The organism is Halochromatium sp. (genome assembly GCF_046541315.1).
Classification (GTDB): domain Bacteria; phylum Pseudomonadota; class Gammaproteobacteria; order Chromatiales; family Chromatiaceae; genus Lamprobacter.
Window position 1 is genome coordinate 1 of record NZ_JBKHDN010000010.1, and the last position, 26370, is coordinate 26370.

The following is a 26370-nucleotide window of genomic DNA, read 5'->3' on the forward strand; positions in this document are numbered from 1 at the left end:
TCTTGCGGATCGACATCGATGCTCCAGCGCACCTGGCGATTGGTCGCTCCGCGCGTGCTCTTCAGCGCGCGCAGGGACGGCAGCAAGCGGTCGATCAACGCATGCAGGGGCGCGCGCTGAGCACACTGCAACAGCAGTTGGGCGCGGAAGCGCCCGGCGCGGCGCTCCATGCTCGCCGGTGCCGGTCCCCAGACCTGCACGGGCCCGGGCTCGAGCGCCAGCACCTGCGCGCGCGCCTCGCGCAGGAAATCGAGCGCCTGTTGCTCGACCCGGCTATCGGCGCGCAGCAAGGCCTGGAAGCTGAACGGCGGCAGCCCGGCCTCGGCGCGCTCGGCCAGCGCGGCGGCGGCGAAGGCGCCATAGCCCTGGCGCAATAATCGGATCAGCAGCGGATGCTCGGGGTGGCGCGTTTGCAGCATCACGGTGCCGGGCTGCTCGGCGCGCCCGGCCCGGCCCGCGACCTGGATCAGCAGTTGCGCCATGCGCTCGGTGGCGCGGAAATCGCTGCCATAGAGGCCATGATCGAGGTCGAGGATGCCGACCAGGGTCACGCCGGGCAGGTGATGGCCCTTGGCCAGCATCTGGGTGCCGAGCAGGAGCGGATAAGCGCCATCGCGCGCGGCCGCGAGCAAGCGCTCGAGTTCGCCCTTGCGACGCGTGCTGTCGCGATCGATGCGTGCCAGCGGGATGCCGGGAAAGCGCTGCCGCAGGCTATCCTCGACCCGCTCGGTGCCTTGCCCGAGCGGGCGTAGATCGGGCGATTCGCAAGCAGGGCAGTGCACCGGCAAGGCGCGTTGATCGCCGCAGTGATGGCAGATCAGCAGGCCGCGGTTGCGATGCAGCGTCATGCGCGCATCGCAGTGTTGGCAGACACTGATCCAGCCGCAGTCGTGACAGGTCAAGACGGGCGCGAAACCGCGACGGTTGAGGAACAGCAACACCTGCTGACCGGCCTCGATCACCGCCATCATGCGCGTCAGCAAGGCATGCGAGAGTCCGGTCACCAAGGGTTGCGAGCGCACGTCGACGACCAGGAAGCGCGGCGGCTTGGCGCCACCGGCGCGCCGGCGCAGGCGCAGATGCCGATAACGCCCGCGCTCGGCATTGCGCAGCGTCTCCAGCGAGGGCGTCGCCGAGCCCAACAGCACCGGGCAGTCGCGGATCTGGGCGCGGCGCACGGCCAGATCGCGCGCCGAATAGCGAAAGCCCTCCTGCTGCTTGAGCGAGACATCGTGCTCTTCATCGACGATCAGCAGCCCCAGGTCGGGCAGTGGCGTGAAGATCGCCGAGCGCGTGCCGAGGATCAGTCGCGCCTGGCCGCACGCGGCGCGTTGCCAGGCGCGCTCGCGCTCGCGTTCGGCAAGCCCGGAGTGCAGGACCACGCGCTCGGTGTCGAGGCGTTGCGCGAAGCGCTCGGCGAGCTGCGGCGTGAGGCCGATCTCGGGCACCAAGACCAGCACCTGCCGGCCCCGCGCCAGCGCCGCGCCGATGAGTCGGATATAGACCTCGGTCTTGCCGCTGCCGGTGACGCCATCGAGCAGGAAACACTGGAAACCTTGCGCCTCATGCACGGCGGCGATGGCGGTTTGTTGCTCCGCGTTGAGCGTCGGGCCCGACGTGCTCTCCAGGTCGGTGGCGCGCGGCGCGGCCTCAGCCGGGACGGGGAGGACACTGGACGCGGGATCCTGGGCGATGCCGGAGCGCGCGAGCCAACAGCGCTCGATCAGCCCCTTCTCGGCGAGGGCCTTGAGAATGGCGCGGCAGTCGCCGAGTTGTTCGCGTAGCGCGGCGTCATCGAGTCCGCCGGAGCACGCTTGCAGGAGCGCGAGCGCGGCGGCCTGGCGCGGCGCGCGCGACAAGCGCTCTGGCGGTGCTGTGGCGCCGGCCAGGCGCGGACGCCAACCCTTGATCCGGGCCTCGTGGCTGGGACCGGGATTGCTTGGCACGGGCCGGCGCAGGCGGGCGGGGAGGGCGCTGAAGATGGCCTCGCCCAGTGGACAACGATAGTAGTCGGCCGCCCATCGGATCAGCGCGAGGTCGTCGGTTCCGAGCAAGGGCTCGGGATCGAGGCAACACTCGATCGGCTTGAGCCGCTCGGGGGCGATCTCTGAGCGGTCCTGACGGGCGACGATCATGCCGACGCGGCGGCTGCGTCCAAACGGCACGAGCACGCGCCGGCCAAGGTCGCAAGCGGCCTCTTGCGCGCACGGCAGATAGTCGAAGACCTCCGGCAAGGGCGCGGCAATGGCCACTTGAACGATCGCCAAGAACGATTCTCCCGTCGCGATGCTGAAAAGACGCCCATCTTGCCCGAAATCCGCAAGCGTGTATGATTGCCGCGACGGTCTGGTCGCTGTCGAATCCCTCTCGATCCCGAGCCCAGGTTTCCGAGCTATGTTGTCACTCAGCCAACAGATCCTGCGCACCGATCTCGCCGGTATGCCACTGGAGTGGATCGATTACAAGGCCGCCGCCAGACTCTACTTTCTCGGCCATGTCGCTTATGCCTGCGGTCACCCCATGCTCTTGCTGAGGGGGGGGATCAATGCCCACACCCGAGCGCGCAGCGAGCTGCGGATTCATTCGATCATCGCGACCCACGGGGCCCAGCATGGGCCGACCAAGATGTCCGATGACTATGTGCCGCCGCTGTCCAACCGCACCCTGTTCCAGCGCGACGATCACCTCTGTCTCTACTGTGGCGGACGCTTTTCCGCGCGCCATCTCTCGCGCGATCACGTGCGGCCGGTGAGTCGCGGCGGTGCCGACGACTGGAACAATGTCGTCACCGCCTGTGTGCGCTGTAACAACTACAAGGCCGGTCGCACGCCCGAGGATGCCGGGATGCAGCTGCTCGCGGTGCCGTTCACGCCGACCCATGTCGAGTATATCTATCTGATGGGCCGCAACGTGCTGGCCGACCAGATGGCGTTTCTGCGCGCGCACTTTCCGCGCACGAGCCCATTGCTCAGGCGTCTGGCCGATGCCTAGGGCGACTGACGGAGATCGCCCGAGCAATTGTCCAGCAACCGTTTCCCGAGTCGACGGCGGCGGTCCGTCCAGCCTCGAAAGGGGAGACAATCAGCCCGCGACTCAGTGAGGCTAGCGGCACGAGCCGGCTAGCAGGAGCGATGTTCGATGACGAACTGGCAAGCCATCGCGGAGCGGATCAGCGCGGCGAGCGGGCGAGCGTTCGCGCCCGGGCGGCCGCAGCCCATTGGCGGAGGCTGCATCAATCAGGCCGTGGTTCTCGGCGCGGGCGAGCAGCGCGTGTTCGTGAAGCTCAACAGCGCCGATCTGCTCGCCATGTTCGAGGCGGAGGCCGCGGGACTCGCCGAGATGGCGGCGACCAACAGTATCCGGGTGCCCGCACCGATCTGTACCGGAAGGATTGGCCAGCAGGCCTTCATCGCCATGGAGCACATCGATCTCGGCGGCGCGCGTGGCGACACCGCCGCCGCGGGTCGGCAGTTGGCGGCCATGCATCGCACCACGCGCGAGCGCTTCGGCTGGGATCGGGATAACACCATCGGCTCCACCCCGCAGCCTAACGCGGAGCGTGACGATTGGGTCGCTTTCTGGGCCGAGCAGCGGCTCGGATTTCAGCTTGGATTGGCCGCGCGCAATGGCTATCGCGGGCGCTTGCAGCAGCGTGGCGAGCGGTTGCGGCAGGGGCTCGCCGGGCTGCTCGATCACGCCCCGTCGGCCTCGTTGCTGCATGGCGATCTGTGGGGCGGCAATCTGGGCTACGCCGAGGGCGGGCAGCCGGTGATCTTCGATCCCGCCTGCTACTACGGCGATCGTGAGGCCGATCTTGCGATGACCGAGCTGTTCGGCGGTTTCGGCGGCCAGTTTCGCGCCGCTTACGAGGAGGCCTGGCCGCTCGCTCCCGGCTACCCGGTGCGCAAACGGCTCTATAACCTCTACCACATCCTCAATCATCTCAATCTGTTCGGCGGCGGCTACCTGCGCCAGGCCGAGGCGATGATCGACCAGCTCCTCTCCGAGTTGGGTTGAGGGATTCGCACCTCGCCGAGGCAAACGAGGCGCGTCCTCCCGGCGCTTGCGCAAGTGCCGGTTTTGTTTTGGTTACGGTTATGTTAAAAAACCGCTTCGCACCTTTCCCCGTCCGCCCAATGATTCCCTTTCATGCCTCGCGAGCTGTTGTTGCTGCGTCACGCCAAGTCCGATTGGGACAGCGACGCCCCCTCCGATCTCGAACGTCCGCTCGCAAAACGAGGTCGGCGCGATGCCCCGCGCATCGGCGAATGGTTGTATCGGGAAGGGCTGGTGCCGGACCTCGTCCTCAGCTCACCGGCGGAACGCGCGCGCAAGACCGCACTCAAGGTCTGCAAGGGACTCGACTACGATAAGCGCGATATTCGCTGGGAAGCGGCGATCTATGAGGCGAATCTGGAGCATTTGCTGCAAGTGCTCGCGGCCTATACGCAGGCGCCGGCCTCGGTCCTGCTGGTGGGACACAATCCCGGTCTCGAATCCCTGCTCAGATATCTCGCCGATGGCGATCTCGATGAGCCGAAGGATGGCAAGCTGCTGCCGACCGCAGCCTTGGCGCGCTTGGAGATGCCGGACGACTGGCGCGCGCTCGAGCCGGGCTGCGCGCTGCTGCTGACCCTGCTGCGACCCAAGGCGCTGAAGTAGGCCTTCGGGTCGGCGCTTGGGGTTTTTTCTTGCCCAAACGCTGGCGCCGGCTCTGCGTTCACTCGCACTCTCTTGGGGGAGAGTGGCGAGAGCCGCAGAGCCGGCGCTCAGTGCGATCCTGGGATCGCGGCTGATCTGATCGAGTCAGATATTGACTCTTGTCCGATCAGCGGTCGGTGGCGGCTGCATGAATCAGTCTGCCACCGCGTATCGAGTCGGTTTGATCAACCGCCCCAGTACGCACCGTAAGGGCTTACGGTGAAGAGGAAGGCATGGATCAGGATGCCGAGCAGGAACACGGACATCAGGATCGGCACCAGCCAGGTCGCAGGATTCAGGACCAACCAGATCTTCCAGTCGTCTTCAGGATTTTTCGGTTTCGGGATTTGTTGTTCGGCCATTGTTCAGCCCTCTTGTTCAGAGATAAATGTGATGCTTGAAGCGGGTTCGATCAGCGAATGATCAGAACCAGGGCTTCCAAGCCAGAACCAGGATATGAGCAACTGCGGCGAGACCGACGAATGCGGTGTAGGTCACCTTGAACTGCTCATGGAATTCTTTTGCTTGATCGGGGGTGAGGCCCGAGAGGCTAGCTTGTTCGGCCATTGGTTGACTCCTGAACGATTGTAGATGCCGCTGGATATGCCAGGGCGTAGGTTACGACACTGCGGATGTCAGCTGTCGATAGAGGTCTTTTCTTACTCGGCAGCCGGGGCTGGCGCAGCTTCTTCGGTAGCGGCTTCGGAGCTTCCGCCCCAGTACTCACCGTAAGGGCTCACCGAGAACAGCAGGGCATGGATCAGGATGCCGAGCACGAACACGGACATCAGGATCGGCACCAGCCAAACCGCTGGGTTCAGAACCAGCCAGATCCGATAGTCCTGTTCTTGTGGCTTGTAGTTGAAGACGTCTTGGAACATGGGTAAATCCTCTAATGATGTTCAGTTCAGTAGGAAGCGATCAGAACCAAGGCTTCCAGATCAGCACCAGGAGGTGAGCGGCAGCCGCGAGACCGACGAACGCCGTGTAGGTGACCTTGAACTGCTCGTGGAATTCTTTTGCTTGCTCAGGCGTGAGACCCGAAAGGCTCTTCATGTCAGCCATTTACATACCCTCCGTTAAGGGTTTGTTGACAATGCCGCACCTGTGCGTGCGGCGGGACTCGACTCGACATCGGGTGTCGCGTCGAACGATACGACCGGCGGTGCCGGGAACCTTTCCGTTGGCCAGTTCGTGTTTCCATGGCTGTCAGTTTAGTCTGACAGCTCTGAATGTCAACCCAAATGTACAGATTCTTTTCCGGTTTCTGGTTCCGGCCGCTCTTTTTTCGGATAACTTCTTGTTATGAAATGAAAAAATATTGATTACACGGATGTAAGATAATGCTGAGATGGACCCGGTTGACAGTCGCGGATGGTGCGATCGCGCGCCGACCGGGGGCTTCGCGTTGCCGAGACGCTTGAGTGGCCACTGGCGGGCGTGGCTGCGTTTTTGAGGACGAGGAGGCGGCATGCCCTGCATGCCGCGGTCCTCTCTGCGGCCCTCTGGCCTGGGAGTCGACCAGGGACCGGCAGGGGCTGGCCGGCGCCACGCGGCGCAGACGGAGGACGGGGACGGGGAGGGGAAGCCCGCTGTCATGAGCCAGGCATTGGCTAGCACGCGACGCGCGGGCATGGGAAGGCCTGTGGCTGTCCCTGGACTCAGTCGGTGGTTCTGGACTCGGGCGGCGCCACAGGGGCCTTCTGCCAGGGCGAGACGATGCCGAGCAGGTGCGCCATGTCCTTGAGGAAGATGCGCAGATGGGCGGCGGGCTTGGCCTTGACCAGGCGCTTGTGCATGTAGGCCTCCCAGGTCAGGTGCTGGATGTCCGGGTCGTCGCAGAGGCTGACGAAGCGCTCGCGGCGCTTGTCGCTCTTGTACCAGAAGCGCTGCATGATGCCGAGAATCCAGAACACGCGCCCATGCGCCTTCATGAAGCGCTTGCGCGCGCTGGCGAGCGCCTTGGCGTCGCCGGTGACCAGCAGTTCCTCGACCGCATCAGCAGCGAGACGACCGCCGACCAGCGCATAGTAGATGCCCTCGCCGGAGGCCGGGGCGACCACCCCGGCGGCATCGCCGGCGAGGACGACGTCGCGACCGTTGTCCCAGGTCTTGAGCGGATGCAGCGGGATCGGCGCGCCCTCGCGGCGCAGGGTTTCGCACTGATCGAGCCCGGTCTCCTTGCGCAGTTGGTCGACCGCGTCGTGCAACGAGAAGCCCTTGCGTTCGGTGCCGACGCCGATGCTGGTGGTCTCGCCATGGGGGAAGATCCAGGCGTAGAAATCGGGCGAGAGCTTGCCCTGGTAGTAGACATCGCAGCGGGCCGGGTCGAAGTCGTGCAGGCCCTGGCCTGCGGTCGGCGCCGGCGAGCGCACGATCTCGTGATAGGCGGCGACATGCGGCAACTCCTTGGCGCCGGGCACGCATTGCTTGGCGACCGAGGACATGGCGCCGTCGGCGCCGATCACCGCGCGCGCGCGCAGGGTCTCGGTGGCATTGCGATCGCTGGCCTCGGCGGGTCGGAACTCGACCAGCGCGGTGCCGTCCTCGTCGCGCAGCACGCGGGTGAAGGTGCCGTTACGGCGCTCGGCGCCAGCGCCGGCGGCGCGTTCGCGCAGCCATTCGTCGAACGGCTCGCGATCGACCATGCCGACATAGCCGCCGTTGATCGGCATGTCGACATGGCGGTCGCTCGGCGCCACCATGCGCGCCGAGTTGATCTTCGCCACCAGTTGCTCGTCGGGGATCTCGAATTCCTCGATCGCCTTCGGCGGGATCGCGCCGCCGCAGGGCTTGATGCGGCCGGGGCGATCGAGCAGCAGCACCTTGCGGTTGCGCCTGGCCAGATCGGTGGCTGCGGTGGCACCGGCCGGGCCGCCGCCGACGATCACGGCATCATAGGTCTGCAAGTTCGCCATCAGTCTCACCTTTGGGGTCTAGCGGTTTCGCTGTTGTTGGAATGGGGGGCTGCGGCGTGCCCGCAGTTGGCCGCTGGAGATACCGGCGCCTAGGAACCGGCGGCGATCGCCGCGCGCGCGGCAAAGGCGCTCACCATCATGCCGCTGACATAGACCGTGACGCCGATGGCGCTCAACCAGGTCGCGTATTCGATGGGGTCTTCGAGGAAGCGCGCCATCAGCGTGATCTGCACCATCACCAGGCCGGCAATCGTGGCGGCATGCACGGGCTGCATCCAGGCGAACAGCAGGCCGACGACGACGAGCTGCGGCACGATCATGACGATACAGGCCACCCAGGCCGCGCCGCGCACGCCGAGCTGCACCGGCAGCGAGCGCACGCCCATCTGCGTATCGCCCTCGATCGCCTTGAAGTCGTTCAGGGTCATGATGCCGTGGGCGCCGAGTCCATAGAGCACGGCGAGCGCGAGGATGCGCCCGTCCGGCAGGGCACCGCCGAGCATCACCGCCGCGCCGGTGATCCAGGCCAGGCTTTCATAGGAGAAGCCGACGGCGGCGTTGCCGAACCAGCCGTTCTGCTTGAGCCGCAACGGCGGCGCGCTATAGGCCCAGGCCAGGAGCAGGCCGACGACGGTGGCGGCGAACACCCAGGGGCCGAGCACCAGCGCCAGCAGCAGCGACATCAGCGACCAGGCGATCGAGAGCCGGTAGCCCCAGTCGCCCGGGATGCGCCCCGACGGGATGGGTCGGTTGGGCTCGTTGATCGCATCGACATCGCGGTCGTACCAATCGTTGACGACTTGGCTGGTGGCGCACAGCAGCGGGCCGGCGAGGATGACGCCGGCAAGCAATAACAGCCAATTGTCGATGATCGAGGCGCCCGAGGAGACCACGCCGCAGGCAAAGGCCCACATCGGCGGGAACCAGGTGATCGGGTGCAGAACCTCGAGGATGGCCGAGGGCTCGGGACGGTTCGCCGTAGCGGAGGAGGCCGGCTCTATCATGGATCGGGGCTTCGCATCTAGGTCGGTTGAATCGGAAAACCGCGCAAGTTTAGCCCGAAGCGTCACTCGCTGGCGCCGTGCCTTCGCTGAACGCTGATCAAGGTCAAGCGCGCGGCCTCGCCAGCGCTTGCACGGCGCCTCCGTCACTGTCGGCCATCCCCGGCAAGCAGAGGCCGGTCGCTATTTGGTGGGGCTCGTCTTGGCAGGGCTCGCCGGGGTCTCGCCGCCGCCCTCGCCGGTCGCCTCGCTGAGACCGAAACGGCGCAGCTTGACATACAGGCTTTGTCGGCTGAGCCCGAGCAGCTCGGCGGCAGAGGCGCGATTGTCGCCGGTGAGTTCGAGGGCGGCCTCGATGCAGAGGCGCTCGATCATGTCCGAGGATTCCCGCACCACCTCTTTCAACGGCACGCGCCCGACCAGTTCGGTCAGATGTTCGACCGAGCGCGGCAGGGCCTGCTCGTTGCCGCTGTCGGCCGAGACGCGGCGGTCGACGTTGCGGATGATGAAGCCGAAGCTGGGCTGCTCGCCGTTCTGGATCGCGACCGCCGAGATCTCGACCTCGCTGCTGGCGCCGTAGTCGCTGCGCACTGTGGTCGCGAACAGGCGCACGGCACCATGCTGGCGCAGATTGGCAAGCAGCACATTGAGGTCGACGCCGGGGCGTCCGAGCCAGCGATCGAGCGATTCGCCCCGCACCTGATCCTCGCTGTTGATCTGGGTCAGGTCGAGGAAGGCGGCATTGGCGCTCAGGATGCGTCCATCCTGCGAGGTCACGACGATGCCATCGGGCGCGCGCTCCATCATCTTCGCCAGCCGCGAGCGCGGTTCGCTCGGCGCCGCCGAGCCTTCATTGGCGCGGGCGATCGGCGCCAGCCGGAGCAGGATCAGCGCGGTGTTCTCCTGCCGGATCAAGGCCGCCGACACGCTGAGTTCGGTGCCATTGCGCAGGCGCGCGCGCACCTCGTTCGCCCGTCCGGCCGCGCGCACCCCGGCGATCAGGGACTCGATCGCGCGCGTGCCGGCCTCGTCGAAACCCTCCGGGAAATGGCGTCCGACCAGGCGGCGCGGATCGGCGACGAGCAGCTGGCTGGCGGCCGGATTGGCCTCGACCACCTTGCCGGTGGCCGGGTCCATCACCAGCACCGCGTCGGACGACGAGCGGAACAGCAGGCGATAGCGGGTCTCGAGCTGGCGCAGCCGCCAATAATCGCGCTCGAGCGATTGTTGGGCATCGACCAGGCGTTGCTGCAGCGCCGCGAAGCCTTGCAGGTCGCGGCCGACGGCGATGAGGTGATCGCGACTGCCCAGCCGCATGGCGCAGTAGCGCACCGGCACCTCGCCGCCGCCGCGCGAGACATGGGCGAGCTGCTGCCAGATCGGCACGCCGCTGTCGTTCAGGGCATTGGCGATCAGCGTCTCGACCTTGGCCCGGCTCTCGCTGGTGACGGTGTCGCTCCAAGCACGCCCGACCCAGTCATCGGCGATCTGCGCGCTGAGTTCGTCGTTGCCAAGCGCGAGGTCGCGGATGATCCCCTGTTGGTCGAGGATCAGGGCGATGTCCGAGGTCGAGGCGATCAGTCTCACGACGCGTTCCGTGTCGAGGTTTCCGAGCGTGGCTTGCGGTGCGTCAAAGGCCTTCACGATCGCCTGCTCCTGATCGCCTGCTCCCGGCCGAGGCGCGCGCAGCCTCCAGGCTCCGTCGGGCGCGGCAGGTCTGAACGGTCATCCTCGTTGCGGACTGTCGGATGGCTCCCGCACCGGCTCGCTTCACGTCATCACCTCGGCTCCCCTTTACCGTGGCGGGTTGGTGGCCTCCCGCCGAGCCCGCGGGGCAAAGACCAAAGCCCATTGGTTCTACATGGGAATTGATCCACGCCTTGCGTGGCGCCGCGGGCAACGTTCGACGCTTCGCGCCTGGTGGTGTGTTGCCAAACCTCGCAGCTCGGCCGGGGTGGGATCGAGCGAACACACAGACAGCACGGCGCATACGCCGGTGACCCCTTATTAGGTAGTCGGGCGACGTCGATCTGTCAAGTATTCTTTACGTTAAGCTGAGTTGACATATCTGGGGATGCGGACTAGATTCCTTAGTACGACGGCTATCCCACAGAGTGTTCGAGGAGGCTAATGCGTCAGCCCGAGAAAAGGCATGACCGGCATCAACCGCTGTATACGCCGGAGGAGCGCAAGCGGCGCGACCAGACCCCTTGGACCCTCGTCCAGGGCATCCTGGCGCCGCTGCAGTTCCTGGTGTTCCTGGTGAGCTTGGTGTTGGTGATCCGCTATCTCGCGACCGGCGCCGGTGAAACGGCGGCCACGGTCTCGGTCGTGATCAAGACATTGATCCTTTACTTGATCATGATCACGGGATCGATCTGGGAAAAGGTCGTCTTCGGCAAGTATCTGTTCGCTCGCCCGTTCTTTTGGGAAGACGTGTTCAGCATGCTGGTGCTGGCGTTGCACACGGCCTATCTGGTCGCGGTCTTCGGTGGCTTCATGGAGGTGCGCGGGCAACTGCTGCTGGCCCTGGCCGCCTACGCCGCCTATGTGATCAATGCCACCCAGTTCATCCTGAAACTGCGCGCGGCGCGTCTCTCCGCACAGCGGCTCGATGCCGAAGACGCCGCCACGCTGGGGGTCGCCGAATGAACGGCGCGCGCACCATGCCGCCGGTCGCCGAGTCGGCAGTCTGTGGCGCGCATCCCCCGATCGAGCACGAGCAGGGGCAGCGCCAGGTCTTCTGCGGCCTCGCCGGCATCGTCTGGTTGCATCGCAAGATCCAGGATGCCTTCTTCCTCGTCGTCGGCTCGCGCACCTGCGCCCATCTGCTGCAATCGGCCGCCGGCGTGATGATCTTCGCCGAGCCGCGTTTCGCCACCGCGATCCTGGGCGACCGCGATCTGGCCGGCCTCGCCGACTGCAACGAGGAACTCGATCGCGTCGTCACCGAACTCTTGGCGCGGCGCCCCGATATCGGCACCCTGTTCCTGGTCGCCTCCTGTCCGTCGGAGGTCATCAAGCTCGATCTCGACAACGCCGCCGCGCGCCTCGCCCGCGAGCAGCAGGGGCGGGTACGGGTGTTGGCCTACAGCGGCAGCGGTCTGGATACCACCTTCACCCAGGGCGAGGATACCTGCCTGAGCGCGTTGGTCCCGGAACTGCCGCGGGCCGCGGCTGGGGCCACGGGCGCAACCGACGCGCTGCTGGTGCTCGGCACCCTGCCCGATGTGGTCGAGGATCAGTTTCGCCGTTTGTTCGAGGCGCTCGGCATCCCGGCGTTGCACTTCCTGCCGCCCCGGCGTGGCAGCGAGCTGCCGCCGGTCGGCCCCGGCACGCGGCTGCTCGCCGCGCAGCCCTTCGTCGGCGGCACGGCGGCGGCCTTGGTCGAGCGCGGCGCGACCCTGATCGAGGCGCCTTATCCGTTCGGTATCGAGGGCACGCGCGCCTGGTTCGCCGCCGCCGCCGCCGCCTTCGACATCCCCGCCGCGCGCGTCGAGGAGGTCACGGCGCCGGCCGTCGCGCGCGCCGAGCGCGGGCTCGAGCGCTATCGCGCAGAGCTCGCCGGCAAACGCATCAGTTTCCTGCCCGACTCCCAGCTCGAGATCCCGCTCGCGCGCTTCCTGCAGCGCGAATGCGGCATGGAGTTGATCGAGGTCGGGGTTCCTTATCTCGATCGGCGTATGATGAGCGCCGAGCTGAACTGGCTGCCGGCGGGTGTCCGCCTGACCGAGGGCCAGGATCTGGAACGCCAGCTCGATCGCCTGCGCGCGGATCGGCCCGATCTCACCGTCTGCGGTCTCGGTCTGGCGAATCCGCTCGAGGCCGAGGGGCTGACGACGAAATGGTCGATCGAGCTGGTGTTTTCGCCGGTGCACGGCTTCGATCAGGCCGCTGATCTCGCCGAACTCTTCGTGCGCCCTCTCAACCGCCGCGCGCGGCTCGCGTTTTGATCCGTCGGTCCGATTCGATCGCATGCAACTGACTGTCTGGACATACGAAGGCCCGCCCCACATGGGCGCCATCCGCATCGCCGCCTCGATGCAGGGCGTGCATTGCGTGCTGCACGCGCCGCAGGGCGACAGTTACGCGGACCTGCTGTTCACCATGATCGCGCGCGGGGCCAAGCGCCCGCCGGTCACCTACACCAGCTTCCAGGCGCGCGACATGGGCGCGGATACCGCCGAGCTGGTGCGCAAGACCCTGCGCGAGACGGTCGAGCGCTTCCAGCCGCGCGCGCTGCTGGTCGGCGAGGCCTGCACCGGCGAGCTGTTGCAGGATCAACCCGCCGCTTTGGCGCAAGGCATGGGCTTCGACTGTCCGGTGGTGCCGCTCGAATTGCCCGCCTTCACGCGCAAGGAGCAGTGGGGCGCGAGCGAGACCTTTCTCCAGCTGGTGCGCGGTCTGCTGCGCGGCCAGCCGCCGCGCGAGCGCGATCCCGCCGTCGCGGGTCGGCGCCCGCGCGCGAATCTGCTCGGTGCCACCGCGCTCGGCTTCCGCTGCCGCGATGACATCGCCGAGGTCACCAAACTGCTCGACAGCGCCGGCGTGGACGTGAATCTCAGCGCCCCGGCCGGTGCCTCGCCCGAGGATCTGCTGCGCATCCCGGACGCCGACTTCAACATCTGCCTCTACCCCGAGATTGCGCAGAGCACCTGCGCCTGGCTCGAACGGATGTTCAAGCAACCCTGGGTGAAGACCGTCCCGATCGGCGTCGGCGCGACCCGCGATTTCCTCGCTGAGGTCGGCGCGGTCGCCGGCATCGACACCAGCGCCGCGATCGCCGCCGGCCGCACTCGGCTGCCCTGGTTCTCGCGCTCGGTCGATTCGACCTATCTGACCGGCAAGCGCGTGTTCATCTTCGGCGATGCCAGCCATGTCATCGCCGCCGCGCGCATCGCCACCGAAGAGCTGGGCTTCGAGGTCGTCGGCCTCGGCAGCTACAGCCGCGAATTCGCGCGCGAGCTGCGCGCCGCCGCCGAGCGCTACGGGGTCGAGGCGCTGATCAGCGACGACTATCTCGAGGTCGAGTCGGCGGTGCTGGAGCTGGCCCCGGAGCTGGTGCTCGGCACCCAGATGGAGCGCCATATCGCCAAGCGCGCCGGCATTCCCTGCGCGGTGATCTCGGCGCCGGTGCATGTGCAGGATTTCCCGGCGCGCTATGCCCCGCAGATGGGCTTCGAGGGCGCCAATGTGATCTTCGATACCTGGGTGCATCCGCTGATGATGGGCCTGGAGGAGCATCTGATCACGATGTTCCGGGAAGACGAGGAGTTTCATGACGAGGCGGTCGCTTCCCACCTCGGCTCCGGCAAGCTGTCCGTGGCAAGCGCAGACGCATCGGCCCGGTCCGCGGCCGCGGTTGAGCCAACCACGAACGCGGACGGCATCGGGGCTGATGCCGCGCCTGTGTGGGAGCCCGAGGCCGAACGGGAGCTGAAGAAGATCCCCTTCTTCGTGCGCGGGAAGGCCCGTCGTAACACAGAACGCTTCGCCGCCGAGCGCGACGTCGCCAGAATAACGGTCGAGACACTGTACGATGCCAAAGCCTACTTCGGTCGTTGAGACGACACCTGTCAACGTTGTCATTGTCACCCTGGACAGCCATCTCGCGGGCGCGGTCGAGCGCGCGCGGCCGGCCCTGAAGCAACAGTTGCCAGGGCTGAATCTGACGCTGCACGCGGCCGCCGAGTGGGATGACAATAAGGACGGTCTCGAACGCTGTGGCGGGACCGCGCGCGAGGACAATCTCTGCGGTCGCTGTCATGCGAATGGCGAGTGCAAATTGCAGCGCTGCCGGGCCGATATCTCCAAGGCCGATATCGTCGTCACCACCATGTTGTTCATGGAGGATCACATCAAGGCCGTGCTGCCCGCGTTGCAGGCCCGCCGCGACCAGTGCGACGCGATGGTCGGTTGCATGTCCGCCGGCGAGATCATGCGTCTCACCCGGCTCGGCAAGTTCACCATGGACGGCTCCCAGAGCGGGCCGATGGCGATCCTGAAGAAGCTGCGCGGCAATCGCACGGCGGAGGGCAAGGACAACAAGAACGCCAGCGACGGCGCCCGGCAGATGGCGATGCTGCGGCGTATCCCGAAGATCCTGCGTTTCATCCCCGGCACCGCGCAGGATGTGCGTGCCTATTTCCTGCTGTTGCAGTATTGGCTCGCGGGCTCCGACGAGAACATCGCCAACATGGTCCGGCTGCTGGTCGACCGCTATGCCGCCGGTCCGCGCGCGGGGCTGCGCGGCAAGCTCAAGGCCGAGCCGCCGGCCGAGTATCCGGAGGTCGGCGTCTTTCATCCGCGCATGAAGGGCCGCATCACCGATCAGATCAGCAGATTGCCGGCGAAGAAGGGCGCCACCGGCACCGTCGGGCTGCTGGTGATGCGCTCCTATGTGCTGGCCGGCAACACCGGCCACTACGATGGCGTGATCAAGGCGCTCGAGGCGCGCGGCTTGCGCGTGATCCCGGCCTTCGCCAGCGGCCTCGATGCGCGCCCGGCGGTCGACAAGTTCTTCTTCCGCAACGGTCAGTGCGTGGTCGATGCGGTGGTCTCGCTGACCGGCTTCTCGCTGGTCGGCGGGCCGGCCTACAACGATGCGGCCGCGGCCCAAGAGGTGCTGGCGCGGCTCGATGTGCCCTATCTCGCCGCGCATCCGGTCGAGTTCCAGACCCTGGAGCAATGGCAGGCCTCGGAGCGCGGACTGATGCCGGTCGAGGCGACCATGATGGTGGCGATCCCGGAACTCGATGGCTCGACCGGCCCGATCGTCTTCGGTGGCCGCTCGGCCGCGGCCGGCGATGATCGCACCCGCGACATGCAGCCGCATCCGGAGCGCGCCGACACCCTGGCCGCGCGCGTGGCGCGCCTGATCAAGCTGCGCCAGACGCCGAGCGCCGAGCGCAAGCTCGCGATCGTGCTGTTCAACTTCCCGCCCAATGCCGGCAATACCGGCACCGCCGCCTATCTGTCGGTGTTCGCCTCGCTCTATCGCACCCTGCAGGGGCTGAAGGACGAGGGCTATCGGGTCGAGGTGCCGGACAGCGTCGACGCACTGCGCGAGCGCATCATCAACGGCAACGCCGCCCAATACGGCGCCCATGCCAACGTCTTCACCCGCATCCCGAGCGACGATCACGTCCGCCGCGAGCCCTATCTGGCCGAGATCGAGGCGCAGTGGGGGCCGGCGCCGGGCAAGCAGCAGAGCGACGGCTCCTCGATCTTCGTGCTCGGCGAGCAGTTCGGCAACGTCTTCGTCGGCGTGCAGCCGAGCTTCGGCTACGAGGGCGACCCGATGCGGCTGCTGTTCGACAAGGGCTTCACGCCGACGCATGCCTTCAGCGCCTTCTGCCGCTTCCTGCGCGAGGACTTCGCCGCCAATGCGGTGCTGCACTTCGGCACCCACGGCGCGCTCGAGTTCATGCCCGGCAAGCAGGCCGGGATGTCCGGCAGTTGCTGGCCGGATCGTCTGATCGGCGACCTGCCCAATCTCTATCTCTACGCCTCGAACAACCCCTCCGAGGGCACCATCGCCAAGCGCCGGGCGGCGGCGACCCTGATCAGCTATCTGACCCCGCCGATCGCCAATGCCGGGCTCTATCGCGGTCTGGTCGATCTCAAGGGCTCGATCGAGCGCTGGCGCGGCTTGGACCCTGAGACGCCGGTCGACGAGCGCAATGAGCTGGCCTCGCTGATCCAGGCGCAAGCGGCCGAACTCGACCTGGCGACCCTGGCCTCCGACGACGAGCCGGAATGGGATGCCAGCGCCGGCGAGCGCATCCAACGCCTGACCGATGAGCTGCTCGAACTCGAATACACCCTGATCCCGCACGGGCTGCATGTGGTCGGTCAGCCGCCGAGTCCGACCGAGCGGCTGGACATGCTGATGGCGGTGGCCGAGTCGCGCATCGATCCCGAGCAGCCGGTCGCGCTGACGCGCGAGGCCGTGGACGCCCTGGTCAATGGTGGCGCCCCGGCCCTGGCCTTGCAGAAGGGCGGCATGGAGGTCACCGAGGCCAGCCTGAAGCTGATGGAAGACCTGGCCGGCTACGACAAGCTGCTCAGCGAGGACCACGAGCTGCCGGCGATCCTGCGCGCGCTCGAGGGCCGCTTCGTGCGCCCGGCGCCCGGTGGCGATCTGCTGCGCACCCCCGAGATCCTGCCGACCGGTCGCAATCTGCATGGCTTCGATCCGTTCCGCATCCCGAGTCCGTTCGCGGTGCGCGAGGGCGCGCGTCACGCGCAACAACTGCTCGACCGCCATCTCGCGGACAACAATGCGTTGCCCGAGTCGATCGCCTTGGTGCTCTGGGGCACCGACAATCTCAAGACCGAGGGCGGTCCGATCGCGCAGGCGCTGTGGCTGATCGGCGCCAAGCCGCGGCTCGATAGCTATGGCCGTGTCTGCGGCGCCGAGCTGCTGTCATTGGAGACGCTGGGGCGGCCCCGGATCGACGTGGTGATGACGCTGTCCGGGATTTTCCGGGATCTTTTGCCGATCCAGACTAAACTCTTGGCAGAGGCCGCCTATCTGGCGGCGGTCGCCGACGAGCCGATTGAGCGGAACTTCGTGCGCAAGCACACGCTGGCCTATCAGCAGGCCCACGACTGTGACCTCGAGACCGCCGCGCTGCGGGTGTTCAGTAACGCCGATGGCGCCTATGGCTCGAATGTCAATCATCTGATCGACAACAGCGGTTGGGACGAGGAGGACGAACTGGCCGAGACCTACACCAGACGTAAGTGCTTCGCCTACGGCCGCGCCGGTGCCCCGGTGCGCCAGGCCGAGCTCTTGAAGAGCGTGCTCGGCGATGTGCAGCTGGCCTATCAGAATCTGGACTCGGTCGAACTCGGCGTCACCACCGTGGACCATTACTTCGACACCCTCGGCGGCATCAGCCGCGCGGTGAGTCGCTCCAAGGGCGGCGACGTGCCGGTCTACATCGGCGATCAGACGCGCGGCGACGGCAAGGTGCGCACCCTCGCCGAGCAGGTCGCGCTCGAGACCCGCACCCGCATGCTGAACCCGAAATGGTACGAGGGCATGCTCGAGCACGGCTACGAGGGCGTGCGCCAGATCGAGGTCCATGTCACCAACACCATGGGCTGGTCGGCCACCACCGGTCAGGTCGCGCCCTGGGTCTATCAGCGCATGACCGAGACCTTCGTGCTCGACGAGGAGATGCGCGAACGCCTCGCGGCGCTCAATCCAACCGCCTCGGCCAAGGTCGCGCAGCGCCTGATCGAGGCCCATGAGCGCAACTATTGGGCGCCGGATGCCGAGACGCTGGAGGCCCTGCGCCAGGCCGGCGAGGAACTCGAGGACCGCCTCGAAGGCATCACCGAAGGAGTCGCCGCATGACCCTCGACGACCTCCCCACCACCATCTACGGCGGCGGCAAGCCCGACAAGCCGGCGGCGGGTTCCTGCGACGCGCCCGATTGCGGTGATCCCCAGCGCGGCGCACCGCGGCTTGCCGATCCCAGGCTCGACGGCGAGGGCAGCGTGCAGGTCCAGCTCGATCCCAGCGAGCGCATCGACAAGGCGCAGGTCTTCGCCATCTACGGCAAGGGCGGCATCGGCAAGAGCACGACCAGCTCCAACCTCTCGGTCGCGTTCTCGAAACTCGGCAAGCGGGTGGTGCAGATCGGCTGCGACCCGAAACACGACAGCACCTTCACGCTGACCAAGTGCCTGGTGCCGACCGTCATCGATGTGCTGGAGTCGGTCAACTTCCATCCCGAGGAGCTGCGCATCGAGGACTTCGTCTACGAGGGCTATAACGGGGTCATGTGCGTCGAGGCCGGTGGGCCGCCGGCCGGCACCGGCTGCGGCGGCTATGTCGTCGGTCAGACGGTGAAATTGCTGAAACAGCATCATCTGCTCGATGACACCGATATCGTCGTCTTCGACGTGCTCGGCGATGTCGTCTGCGGCGGTTTCGCCGCACCGCTGCAACATGCCGATCGGGCGCTGATCGTCACCGCCAACGACTTCGATTCGATCTTCGCGATGAATCGCATCTCCACCGCGATCCTGGCCAAGGCCAAGAACTACAAGGTGCGTATCGGCGGCGTCATCGCCAACCGCAGCGACGAGACCGATCAGATCGATCGCTTCAATGCGGCGACCGGGCTCAAGACCATGGCGCATCTGCCGTCGCTCGATGTGATCCGCCGCTCGCGGCTGCGCAAGGCGACCCTGTTCGAGATGGAGCCCGCGGCCGATGTCGAGCACGCGCAAGGACAGTACCTGCAGCTCGCCGAGGCGTTGCTGGCCGGTTCCGAGCCACTGGACGTGACACCGATGCGTGACCGTGATCTGTTTGATTTCCTGGGCTTCGATTGAGCCAAGTGAGCAAGTGATCCCGATGCCCAACCCTTCGTACCAAGAACGCCGCGATCAGGTCGAGTCCTATTTCGACCGCACCGCCGCCGAGGCCTGGAAGCGCCTGACCTCGGATGCGCCGGTGAGCGGCATTCGCGCCACCGTGCGCGCCGGTCGCGAGCGCATGCGCGCGATGCTGCTCGATTGGCTGCCGGCCGATCTCAGCGGCAAGCGGTTGCTCGATGCCGGCTGCGGCACCGGCCTGCTGTCGGTCGAGGCCGCGCGCCGGGGCGCCGAGGTCTATGCCGTGGACCTGTCGCCGACGCTGATCGCGCATGCGCGCGAGCACGTGCCAAGCGATCTGCCGGGACGCATCGAATTCGCCGTCGGCGACATGCTGGCGCCGGGGCAGGGCGATTTCGATCATATCGTCGCGATGGACAGCATCATCCATTACGAGCCCGATGACGCGCTGGACGTGATCGCGGGCTTTGCCGAGCGCGCGCGCGTCTCGGTGCTCTTCACCTTTGCCCCCCGCACGCCGGCGCTGGCCGTCATGCATGCGGTCGGGCAGTGGTTTCCGCGCAGCGATCGCTCGCCGGCGATCGTCCCGATTGCCGAGAAGGCGATGCGCGCCCGCATTCAAGGCGCGGCGCGCTTCGACGGCTGGGAGATCGGCCACTGCGAGCGGGTTGCGCAAGGCTTTTACACCTCGCAGGCGCTTGAGCTGCGCCGGCGCAAGGAGGACACGTAGTTATGGCGGCCTCGTTGGATGAACTGAAGCAGGTCTTCTACCAGGAAGTCCTGCCCAAGATCCTGCCATTCGCCGATGCGGCGACCAAGGAGCTGCCGATCGGGCGCCTGCTGCGCTTATCGTTGTTCCAGGCCTCGGTCGGCATGATGATGGTGCTGCTCTATGGCACCCTGAACCGCGTCATGGTGGTCGAGAAGGGCGTGCCGCCCTGGCTGATCGGCCTGATGGTGGCGCTGCCAGTGCTGGCGGCGCCGTTCCGGGCCCTGATCGGCTTCAAATCCGATATCCATGAGTCGGCCTTCGGTTGGCGCCGGGTGCCGTTCATCTGGTTCGGAACCCTGATGCAATTCGGCGGTTTGGCGATCATGCCCTTCGCCCTGCTGCTGATGGCCGAAGGCGGCAGCGTGCCGACCTTCGTCACCTGGCTCGCCGCCGGCATGGCCTTCCTGATCGCCGGCGCTGGGCTGCATACCACCCAGACCGCGGGCCTGGCCTTGGCGACCGACCTCTCGGTCGAGGACAAGCGCCCACGGGTCATCGCCCTGCTGTTCGTGGTGTTGCATCTGAGCATGCTGCTGGCCTCGCTGGCCTACGGCGCCTTGCTGAGCGATTTCAACGAGATGTCCGAGGCGCAGGCGAATGGACGCCTGATCGGCGTGCTGCAGGGCTCGGCGCTGGTGGCGATTGCGTTCAACATGATCGCGCTCTGGAAGCAGGAGGCGGTCAATTCCGAGCGCGCCGAGCAGATCAAGGCCGATCGCGCCGCGCACAAGGAGCGACCGACGTTCAGGGAGACCTGGGCCCAATTCATTCGCGCCGGGGATGCCGCGCGCTTGCTCGTCGCGCTCGCGCTCGGCACCGCCGCCTTCCAGATGCAGGATATCCTGCTCGAGCCCTATGGCGGTCAGGTGCTCGGGCTGACGGTGTCGCAGACCACGCGGCTGACGGCGATCTGGGCCTTCGGCACCTTGGCCGCATTCGGTCTCTCGGCTTACTTGCTCGGGCGCCAAGCCGACTACTATCGCCTCTCGGCCATCGGGGCACTGATCGGGATACTCGCCTTCGCCGCCGTGATCGCCGCCGATCCGCTTGGCTCGCCGTTGTTGTTCCGCTTCGGTGCGCTCTTGATCGGCTTTGGCGGCGGCCTCTTCGCGGTGGGCACCCTGACCGCAGCAATGAATTTGGCCGATGTTGAAGGCAGCGGCCTTGCGCTGGGGGCTTGGGGCGCGGTCCAGGCGACCGCCTATGGTCTTGCCATGTTCCTTGGCGGCACGTTGCGCGATCTCGTGACCACAATCGCCTCCACGGGGGCCCTCGGTGAGGCCCTGATGGGTCCAGCCGTCGGCTATGCGTTTGTCTATAACCTGGAGATCTTGCTGCTTTTCGCCACCCTGATCGCACTCGGACCGCTTGCCCTGAAGGGCGGTCATGCTGCGCGGTCTTCCTCGAAGTTCGGACTCACCGAGCTTCCTTAAGTCAACCCGCTACCGGAGGTTATCCGATGCCTACTGAAGCCGTTACCCACTACATCGACGCCGCCCAGATCACGATTTGGACGTTCTGGCTGTTTTTCTTCGGGCTCGTGTTCTGGCTTCGCCGCGAAGACAAGCGCGAAGGGTATCCGCTCGAGACCGAGACCCCGCGCGGCACCAAGCTGAACTCCGGCTTCCCGCCGATGCCGAAGCCGAAGACCTTCACCATGCCGCATACCGGCACCAAGGTGGTGAAGCCCGGTCCCGATCAGCCGCAGTACAAGATCAACGCCGAACCCGTCTCGCCGTTACCCGGCGCTCCGCTGGCACCGGTGGGCGATCCGATGAAGGCCAATGTCGGCCCCGGCTCCTACGCCATGCGTCTGGAAGAGCCCGATCTCACCGTCGACGGTCGCCCGCGCATCGTGCCGATGAGCGTCGCCAAGCACTTCGCGGTGGTCGGTAAGGATCCCGATCCGCGCGGGATGCCGGTGCGTGGCTGCGACGGCGCCCAGGGCGGGACCGTGAAGGAGCTTTGGGTCGATCGTTCCGAGCCGCAGATTCGCTATCTCGAGGTCGAGGCCGCTGGCGGCAAGCGCGTGCTGCTGCCGATCACCATGTGCGTGGTCAAGGGCAAGAAGGGCTATGTCGACGTCAACAGCATCACCGGCGCCCAGTTCGCCGGCGCGCCGACCCTGAAGAGCAAGGATCAGATCACCATGCGCGAAGAAGACATGGTCACCGCTTACTATGGCGGCGGAACCCTATATGCCACTCCAGGGCGCGCGGAGCCTCTTCTGTGAGTGAGTTCGCCTTCGAGCCGGTTCACGGCTTGCCGGAGCACCTCCCCCCGGGGGAGGCGCTTCGTTGGCAGGGCGCGCCGCATTGGCGCGTCCTTGCTAGGCGCGCCTTTTATGTCCGCACGGTTGCCTTCTACTTCGTGTTGTTGATGCTGTTGCGCTTGGCGGTGCTCATCGCCGAGGGCATCGCGTTGCGCGATGCCGTGCTCTGGAGCCTATGGATGGTCACCCTCGCGCTGCTGGCGGTCGGCATTCTCACCCTGCTGGCCTGGCTCTACAGCCGTTCGACGGTCTATAGCATCACCGATCGGCGGGTGGTGATTCGGTTTGGCGTCGCGCTGCCGATGGCGGTCAATATTCCCTTCAAGAGCATTGAGAGTGCCGGTCTGCGGACCTATCCGGATGGCTCTGGCGATATCCCGTTGGTGCTCAGCGAGGACCAGAAGGTCAGCTATCTGATCATGTGGCCCAATGTGCGTCCGTGGCGATTCTCGAATCCGCAACCGATGCTGCGTGGCATTCCGGACGCCGCACAGGTGGCCAAGATTTTGGCCGAGGCCCTGCGTTCGGCCAGTGCCGAGACGGCGGAGGGGACCGAGTCCGCGCCTGAGTCGGTACAAGAAGCGTCTCAAGAGGCGCGTCAGCGGGAGACGAACGCGGCGATGAGCGATGCGGGGTTGGCGCCTTCGCCGGCGAAGGCGGGTGGTCGGTGAGCGGTCGTCAGCGCGCTCTGCGAGGAGGACAGCGATGAGCGACCCATTCGAGGGCCGCCCCTTTCCACGCGGTGTGTTGATTGGCGCCGCAGTCCTGATCGGGTTCGCGATCCTGGCGGTGGCGATGGTCAGACTCACCGGCATGGGCGGCGCCGAGGTGCCCTATGCGCCGGTCCTCGAGGCCCGGGAACTGGTCTTCGAGGATCTCGGCGACGGGGTCACCATGGTCGCCCTGCCGGGCCCGCAGGGGGCCGATCGCGACGCGGTGGTGGGCCTGCTGAAATCCGGCGAACATGGCTTTGCGATGGGCATGATGCGCGGCATGGTGCGGGGTCGCCAGGCGCGCGATCTTCCGCTCGATGCCCCTTACCAACTGGCGCTGCTCGAGGACGGCAGGCTGGTGTTCCGCGATCCCAGCGTCGGCACCGAAATCGATCTGCGCGCCTTCGGGCCGACCAACCTGGCGACCCTCTATCCGCTGCTACGCAGCGAGCCCAAGCCGCTTGCCGATGTCGTTGCCGCAGACGCCCGCGACTAAGGTTCCGGCGACCGTATGTCGAGCTATGCTCTAGCGATCGGCTACGCGTTGTTCCTGTGGTGGTTCAGCACTGGCGTCATCCTCTATCTCAACGGGCTTCCGGCGCGCACCTATAAGACGAGTTTGATCGCCGCAACGGGATTGATGCTGTTGCTGGTGGTGGCGATCTATCTGGTGCGCGATCGCTATGACCTCTGGGGGGCCTATCTTGGCTTCACCGCTGGCGTCCTGGTCTGGGGTTGGCTGGAGATGGTCTACTTCATGGGCTTGATCACCGGTCCCCACAAAAAGCCCTGTCCTCTGGGTTGCACGGGCTGGCGCCGCTTCCTGCTGGCACTAGGCACCAGCCTCTATCACGAACTCCTGTTGTTGCTGATCGCGGCGGTCTTGATCGCGCTGACCTGGGACGCGGCCAACCAATTGGGCACCTGGACCTTCGTCATCCTCTGGCTGATGCGTTGGAGCGCGAAGCTCAATCTCTTTCTGGGCGTGCCCAATCTCAACGAGGATTGGCTGCCAGAGCATGTGCGCTTCATCACCAGCTATCTGCGCAAGCGCCCGATGAATCTGCTGTTTCCGATCTCGGTGAGTGTCGCGACCGTGGTCATGTCGTTGCTCGTCGAAGCGGCCTTGGAGCTTCCAACCGCCGAGTTTGCCGGGGTTTCGCTGATTCTGGCCGCAACCCTGTTGGCGCTGGCGATCCTCGAGCACTGGTTCTTGGTCCTGCCCTTGGCCGATGCCGCCTTGTGGCGCTGGGTCACTACCTCGGGGGATCGCGCCAATACCGATTCGGAACCGGGCCTGGTCTATAAGCAAAGGGTTGATTAGCCGCTGGTTGATATGCATCAAAGCCTGCACCGTCATGGTTCACTAAGTTAGTTTGCATGGAGGTGCCGCCGGTGTCACAGTCGCCGCTCCTTAAGCTCACGCATCACTGAGGTTCGCTCATGTCCAGCTTTGCGCCAACGGAGGTTTCATCCCAACAATTGGCACGAATCGCTGAACTTGGACCACTGTACGCCCAATCCGCCAATCAACCAGCGTCCTGGATCGACCGACTCGACAGCGCCGAGTACGAGGACGCCCTCGAAGAGATCGCCCAGCATCCGGACGAGACCCTCTCGCTCTACATCCACATCCCCTTCTGTCCCGGCCGCTGTCTGTATTGCGCCTGTAACACCACCGTGACCCATGACACGGGCTGGATCGACCGCTACCTGGATGCGCTCGACCAGGAGATGGCCCTGGTCAACCAGCATCTCCAGGGCCAGCACGATGTCTTGCAACTGCACCTCTCCGGCGGCACCCCGAACTACCTCAACGACTCCCAACTGACCCGGCTGACGGAGATCGTCGAACGCCGTTTCCGCATCATCCCGGATACCGATCTCTCGATCGAGTGCGATCCCAGGCGCGCCTCGGCGGGCCAGCTCGATCTGCTGCATGCGCTGGGGTACCGACGCGTCACCTTCGGCGTCCAAGACCTAGACCCGCGCGTCCAACGCGCCATCGGGCGGATGCAGTCGATCGACCTGATCCGCGATGTCTATGCGATGGCGCGCGAGACCGGCTTCGAGACGATTGGCTTCGATCTCATCTATGGCCTGCCCGAGCAGACCGAGGCGAGCTTCCAGGACACCCTGGATGCCATCGTCGAGCTGGCGCCGGACCGACTCTCCTGCTTTGGCTATGCGCGCACCACGGCGCGCGGCACCCATCAGTACGCCATCGAGGCGCATCGGCTGCCGTCGGCAATCGATCGCCAGGTCCTGTTCCATCGTGCCGTGAACACCCTCACCGCCGCCGGTTATGCCTGGATCGGGCTCGATGCCTTCGCGCTCGATACCGACGAACTCGCGATCGCGCAAGAGGAAGGACGACTGCGGCGCAACTGCATCGGCTATACCGGCATCGAGACCGATCACATGCTCGGTTTCGGCAGCGCCGCCATCGGCGATGTCAACGGGCTCTGCGTGCAAAACGAGGTCGAGATCGATGCCTGGACCGCGCAGGTGCAACGCGGCCAGCTGCCGGTCGCGAGCGGGCACCGCGTCAGCGACCGCGATCGGCGCCGGCGCGACGCGATCGAGCACATGATCTGCAATCTTGAGCTGCCGGCCGAGATCGCCGCCGGCTGTCTCGACGATGAATACGCGCGTCTCGCCAGCTATGCCTCGGACGGTCTGGTGCAGATCGAGTCCGACCGGCTGCGCATCACCCCCTCCGGGCGCTATTTCCTGCGCACCCTCTGCAGCGAGCATGGGGCCTACTTCGAGTGGGACCGCTCGCGCTGGCACTTCTCGCGCAGCCTATGAGCCCGCTCGACGACAGCGGTGCGGTTGCGCGCATCGGCCCCAATGCCATCACCCGCGTGGCCGAGGCCTTGGTCGCCGCGCGGGGCTCCGCCGCGGATGTCTTCGGCGCCGCCGGCCTGACCCACTACCTCGACGAGCCGCCCGAGGCAATGGTCGACGAGCGTGATGTGACCGCGCTGCAGCAGGCCCTGCGCGCCCAGCTCGACGCCGAGACGGCGCGCGGCATCGGTCATGATGCCGGACTGCGCACCGGCGACTATCTGCTCGCGCATCGCATCCCCAGGCCCGCCCAGCGGCTCCTCAAGCTCTTGCCGCCAGGGCCGGCCAGCGCCCTGCTGCTCAAGGCCGTCGGCAAGCATGCCTGGACCTTCTCCGGCAGCGGCGATTTCAGCTACACCATCGGCCGCCCGGTGCAGGTGCGCATCCAGGACTGTCCGCTCTGCCGCGGCAGCCAGGCCGATGTGCCGGTCTGCGATTTCTACCGCGGCACCTTCGAGCGGCTCTTCACCACCTTGGTCCACCGCAAGACCCAGGTCATCGAGACCCAGTGTCAGGCCATGGGTGCCGAGGCCTGCGTGTTCGAGATGCGCTGGTAGGGGCGCGGTGATCGCCATTCCCCCGCCGCGCGGAGACGAACCCTCAGCAGTCGCGCAGGGCGCCGATGGCAACGCGCAGCCGCTGAAGCAGCTCGGCACGGCCGCTGAACCCGAACGCGCCGATCGTCACCTCCGGTTCGCGCCGCTGCAGGATGCAGTGGATCAGTAGCTCGCGCTGCTGGGCTTCGAGCCCGCCGGCGATGCCCGCTCGCGTGGCGACCAGACGCGCG

Annotated in this window: 25 protein-coding genes; 16 read left to right on the forward strand and 9 right to left on the reverse strand. The window is 66.3% G+C overall.

Features of this window, described 5'->3' with window-relative positions; genetic code table 11:
* The coding region (locus ACLFQI_RS01650) for a primosomal protein N' (RefSeq protein ID WP_410757056.1) at window positions 1–2267 on the reverse strand (2267 nt) is incomplete at its 3' end.
* 127 nt (window positions 2268–2394) lie between these two features.
* On the opposite strand from ACLFQI_RS01650, the gene ACLFQI_RS01655 reads away from it, so the two are divergent.
* The 3 genes from ACLFQI_RS01655 (at window position 2395) to ACLFQI_RS01665 (ending at window position 4662) form a co-directional block, all read left to right on the forward strand.
* Window positions 2395–2991 (forward strand): HNH endonuclease, encoded by a 597-nt coding sequence (locus ACLFQI_RS01655; protein WP_410757057.1) that lies wholly within the window; start codon window positions 2395–2397, stop codon window positions 2989–2991.
* Between the two features lie 147 nt (window positions 2992–3138).
* Window positions 3139–4017: a fructosamine kinase family protein gene (locus tag ACLFQI_RS01660; RefSeq protein WP_410757058.1), complete on the forward strand. Its 879-nt coding sequence runs from the start codon at window positions 3139–3141 to the stop codon at window positions 4015–4017.
* 132 nt (window positions 4018–4149) lie between these two features.
* Window positions 4150–4662, forward strand: a complete 513-nt coding sequence (locus ACLFQI_RS01665) for a SixA phosphatase family protein (RefSeq protein ID WP_410757059.1) — start codon at window positions 4150–4152, stop codon at window positions 4660–4662.
* A gap of 224 nt (window positions 4663–4886) precedes the next feature.
* Here ACLFQI_RS01665 and pufA (ACLFQI_RS01670) read toward each other — a convergent pair whose 3' ends face one another.
* The 7 genes from pufA (ACLFQI_RS01670) to ppsR all read right to left on the reverse strand — a co-directional run bounded on the left by pufA (ACLFQI_RS01670) (window position 4887) and on the right by ppsR (window position 10207).
* On the reverse strand, window positions 4887–5063 hold the full coding sequence (pufA, locus tag ACLFQI_RS01670; protein WP_201246702.1) for a light-harvesting antenna LH1, alpha subunit: 177 nt from the start codon (window positions 5061–5063) through the stop codon (window positions 4887–4889).
* Between the two features lie 61 nt (window positions 5064–5124).
* Window positions 5125–5268 (reverse strand): light-harvesting antenna LH1, beta subunit, encoded by a 144-nt coding sequence (gene pufB / locus ACLFQI_RS01675; RefSeq protein WP_410757060.1) that lies wholly within the window; start codon window positions 5266–5268, stop codon window positions 5125–5127.
* 92 nt (window positions 5269–5360) lie between these two features.
* Window positions 5361–5582 (reverse strand): light-harvesting antenna LH1, alpha subunit, encoded by a 222-nt coding sequence (gene pufA, locus ACLFQI_RS01680; RefSeq protein WP_410757061.1) that lies wholly within the window; start codon window positions 5580–5582, stop codon window positions 5361–5363.
* Between the two features lie 40 nt (window positions 5583–5622).
* Window positions 5623–5766 carry a light-harvesting antenna LH1, beta subunit gene (gene pufB / locus ACLFQI_RS01685; RefSeq protein ID WP_410757062.1) on the reverse strand — a complete coding sequence of 48 codons (144 nt, stop codon included), beginning with the start codon at window positions 5764–5766 and terminating at the stop codon, window positions 5623–5625.
* Window positions 5767–6362: 596 nt separating this feature from the next.
* Window positions 6363–7619, reverse strand: coding sequence for a geranylgeranyl diphosphate reductase (locus ACLFQI_RS01690; protein WP_410757063.1), 1257 nt, complete (start codon window positions 7617–7619; stop codon window positions 6363–6365).
* Window positions 7620–7708: 89 nt separating this feature from the next.
* Window positions 7709–8689: a chlorophyll synthase ChlG gene (gene chlG, locus ACLFQI_RS01695; RefSeq protein WP_410757064.1), complete on the reverse strand. Its 981-nt coding sequence runs from the start codon at window positions 8687–8689 to the stop codon at window positions 7709–7711.
* A 114-nt stretch (window positions 8690–8803) separates the two neighbouring features.
* Window positions 8804–10207: a transcriptional regulator PpsR gene (gene ppsR, locus ACLFQI_RS01700; RefSeq protein WP_410757065.1), complete on the reverse strand. Its 1404-nt coding sequence runs from the start codon at window positions 10205–10207 to the stop codon at window positions 8804–8806.
* 543 nt (window positions 10208–10750) lie between these two features.
* Here ppsR and bchF point away from each other — a divergent pair.
* From bchF to bchJ, 13 genes are all read left to right on the forward strand, one after another.
* The gene (bchF, locus tag ACLFQI_RS01705; protein WP_410757066.1) at window positions 10751–11272 is read left to right on the forward strand and encodes a 2-vinyl bacteriochlorophyllide hydratase; all 522 of its coding nucleotides are present in this window, start codon (window positions 10751–10753) and stop codon (window positions 11270–11272) included.
* Between the two features lie 14 nt (window positions 11273–11286).
* A complete protein-coding gene (locus tag ACLFQI_RS01710) occupies window positions 11287–12573 on the forward strand; it encodes a ferredoxin:protochlorophyllide reductase (ATP-dependent) subunit N (RefSeq protein WP_410757080.1) in 1287 nt (428 codons plus the stop codon).
* 22 nt (window positions 12574–12595) lie between these two features.
* Window positions 12596–14185, forward strand: coding sequence for a ferredoxin:protochlorophyllide reductase (ATP-dependent) subunit B (gene bchB / locus ACLFQI_RS01715; RefSeq protein WP_410757068.1), 1590 nt, complete (start codon window positions 12596–12598; stop codon window positions 14183–14185).
* Window positions 14160–17987 (forward strand): magnesium chelatase subunit H, encoded by a 3828-nt coding sequence (locus ACLFQI_RS01720; RefSeq protein WP_410757069.1) that lies wholly within the window; start codon window positions 14160–14162, stop codon window positions 17985–17987. Before bchB ends, ACLFQI_RS01720 begins: the two co-directional genes overlap by 26 nt.
* Window positions 17984–18973 carry a ferredoxin:protochlorophyllide reductase (ATP-dependent) iron-sulfur ATP-binding protein gene (gene bchL, locus ACLFQI_RS01725; protein WP_410757070.1) on the forward strand — a complete coding sequence of 330 codons (990 nt, stop codon included), beginning with the start codon at window positions 17984–17986 and terminating at the stop codon, window positions 18971–18973. Before ACLFQI_RS01720 ends, bchL begins: the two co-directional genes overlap by 4 nt.
* Before the next feature lie 22 nt (window positions 18974–18995).
* Window positions 18996–19706, forward strand: a complete 711-nt coding sequence (gene bchM, locus ACLFQI_RS01730; protein WP_410757071.1) for a magnesium protoporphyrin IX methyltransferase — start codon at window positions 18996–18998, stop codon at window positions 19704–19706.
* Between the two features lie 2 nt (window positions 19707–19708).
* Window positions 19709–21181 (forward strand): BCD family MFS transporter, encoded by a 1473-nt coding sequence (locus tag ACLFQI_RS01735; protein WP_410757072.1) that lies wholly within the window; start codon window positions 19709–19711, stop codon window positions 21179–21181.
* Between the two features lie 26 nt (window positions 21182–21207).
* Window positions 21208–21981: a photosynthetic reaction center subunit H gene (gene puhA / locus ACLFQI_RS01740; protein WP_410757073.1), complete on the forward strand. Its 774-nt coding sequence runs from the start codon at window positions 21208–21210 to the stop codon at window positions 21979–21981.
* Entirely contained in the window at window positions 21978–22691 is a 714-nt protein-coding gene (puhB, locus tag ACLFQI_RS01745; RefSeq protein WP_410757074.1) for a photosynthetic complex putative assembly protein PuhB, read from the forward strand. The genes puhA and puhB overlap by 4 nt, the downstream gene beginning before the upstream one ends.
* Window positions 22692–22725: 34 nt before the next feature.
* Window positions 22726–23229, forward strand: coding sequence for a photosynthetic complex assembly protein PuhC (gene puhC, locus ACLFQI_RS01750; protein WP_410757075.1), 504 nt, complete (start codon window positions 22726–22728; stop codon window positions 23227–23229).
* Between the two features lie 15 nt (window positions 23230–23244).
* A complete protein-coding gene (gene puhE, locus ACLFQI_RS01755; protein WP_410757076.1) occupies window positions 23245–24057 on the forward strand; it encodes a putative photosynthetic complex assembly protein PuhE in 813 nt (270 codons plus the stop codon).
* 158 nt (window positions 24058–24215) lie between these two features.
* Complete coding sequence (hemN, locus tag ACLFQI_RS01760; RefSeq protein ID WP_410757077.1) at window positions 24216–25544, forward strand: oxygen-independent coproporphyrinogen III oxidase; 1329 nt, start codon at window positions 24216–24218, stop codon at window positions 25542–25544.
* The gene (gene bchJ, locus ACLFQI_RS01765; protein WP_410757078.1) at window positions 25541–26140 is read left to right on the forward strand and encodes a bacteriochlorophyll 4-vinyl reductase; all 600 of its coding nucleotides are present in this window, start codon (window positions 25541–25543) and stop codon (window positions 26138–26140) included. The genes hemN and bchJ overlap by 4 nt, the downstream gene beginning before the upstream one ends.
* A 43-nt stretch (window positions 26141–26183) precedes the next feature.
* Here the strand turns inward: bchJ and ACLFQI_RS01770 are convergent.
* The coding region (locus ACLFQI_RS01770) for a hypothetical protein (protein WP_410757079.1) at window positions 26184–26370 on the reverse strand (187 nt) is incomplete at its 5' end.

Bases quoted from the DNA above. Each gene is read 5' to 3' on its own strand.
- ACLFQI_RS01655 (WP_410757057.1), top strand. From the start codon at position 2,395: ATGTTGTCACTCAGCCAACAGATCCTGCGCACCGATCTCGCCGGTATG.
- ACLFQI_RS01660 (WP_410757058.1), top strand. From the start codon at position 3,139: ATGACGAACTGGCAAGCCATCGCGGAGCGGATCAGCGCGGCGAGCGGG.
- ACLFQI_RS01665 (WP_410757059.1), top strand. From the start codon at position 4,150: ATGCCTCGCGAGCTGTTGTTGCTGCGTCACGCCAAGTCCGATTGGGAC.
- pufA (WP_201246702.1), bottom strand. From the start codon at position 5,063: ATGGCCGAACAACAAATCCCGAAACCGAAAAATCCTGAAGACGACTGG.
- pufB (WP_410757060.1), bottom strand. From the start codon at position 5,268: ATGGCCGAACAAGCTAGCCTCTCGGGCCTCACCCCCGATCAAGCAAAA.
- pufA (WP_410757061.1), bottom strand. From the start codon at position 5,582: ATGTTCCAAGACGTCTTCAACTACAAGCCACAAGAACAGGACTATCGG.
- pufB (WP_410757062.1), bottom strand. From the start codon at position 5,766: ATGGCTGACATGAAGAGCCTTTCGGGTCTCACGCCTGAGCAAGCAAAA.
- ACLFQI_RS01690 (WP_410757063.1), bottom strand. From the start codon at position 7,619: ATGGCGAACTTGCAGACCTATGATGCCGTGATCGTCGGCGGCGGCCCG.
- bchF (WP_410757066.1), top strand. From the start codon at position 10,751: ATGCGTCAGCCCGAGAAAAGGCATGACCGGCATCAACCGCTGTATACG.
- ACLFQI_RS01710 (WP_410757080.1), top strand. From the start codon at position 11,287: ATGCCGCCGGTCGCCGAGTCGGCAGTCTGTGGCGCGCATCCCCCGATC.
- bchB (WP_410757068.1), top strand. From the start codon at position 12,596: ATGCAACTGACTGTCTGGACATACGAAGGCCCGCCCCACATGGGCGCC.
- ACLFQI_RS01720 (WP_410757069.1), top strand. From the start codon at position 14,160: ATGCCAAAGCCTACTTCGGTCGTTGAGACGACACCTGTCAACGTTGTC.
- bchL (WP_410757070.1), top strand. From the start codon at position 17,984: ATGACCCTCGACGACCTCCCCACCACCATCTACGGCGGCGGCAAGCCC.
- bchM (WP_410757071.1), top strand. From the start codon at position 18,996: ATGCCCAACCCTTCGTACCAAGAACGCCGCGATCAGGTCGAGTCCTAT.
- ACLFQI_RS01735 (WP_410757072.1), top strand. From the start codon at position 19,709: ATGGCGGCCTCGTTGGATGAACTGAAGCAGGTCTTCTACCAGGAAGTC.
- puhA (WP_410757073.1), top strand. From the start codon at position 21,208: ATGCCTACTGAAGCCGTTACCCACTACATCGACGCCGCCCAGATCACG.
- puhC (WP_410757075.1), top strand. From the start codon at position 22,726: ATGAGCGACCCATTCGAGGGCCGCCCCTTTCCACGCGGTGTGTTGATT.
- puhE (WP_410757076.1), top strand. From the start codon at position 23,245: ATGTCGAGCTATGCTCTAGCGATCGGCTACGCGTTGTTCCTGTGGTGG.
- bchJ (WP_410757078.1), top strand. From the start codon at position 25,541: ATGAGCCCGCTCGACGACAGCGGTGCGGTTGCGCGCATCGGCCCCAAT.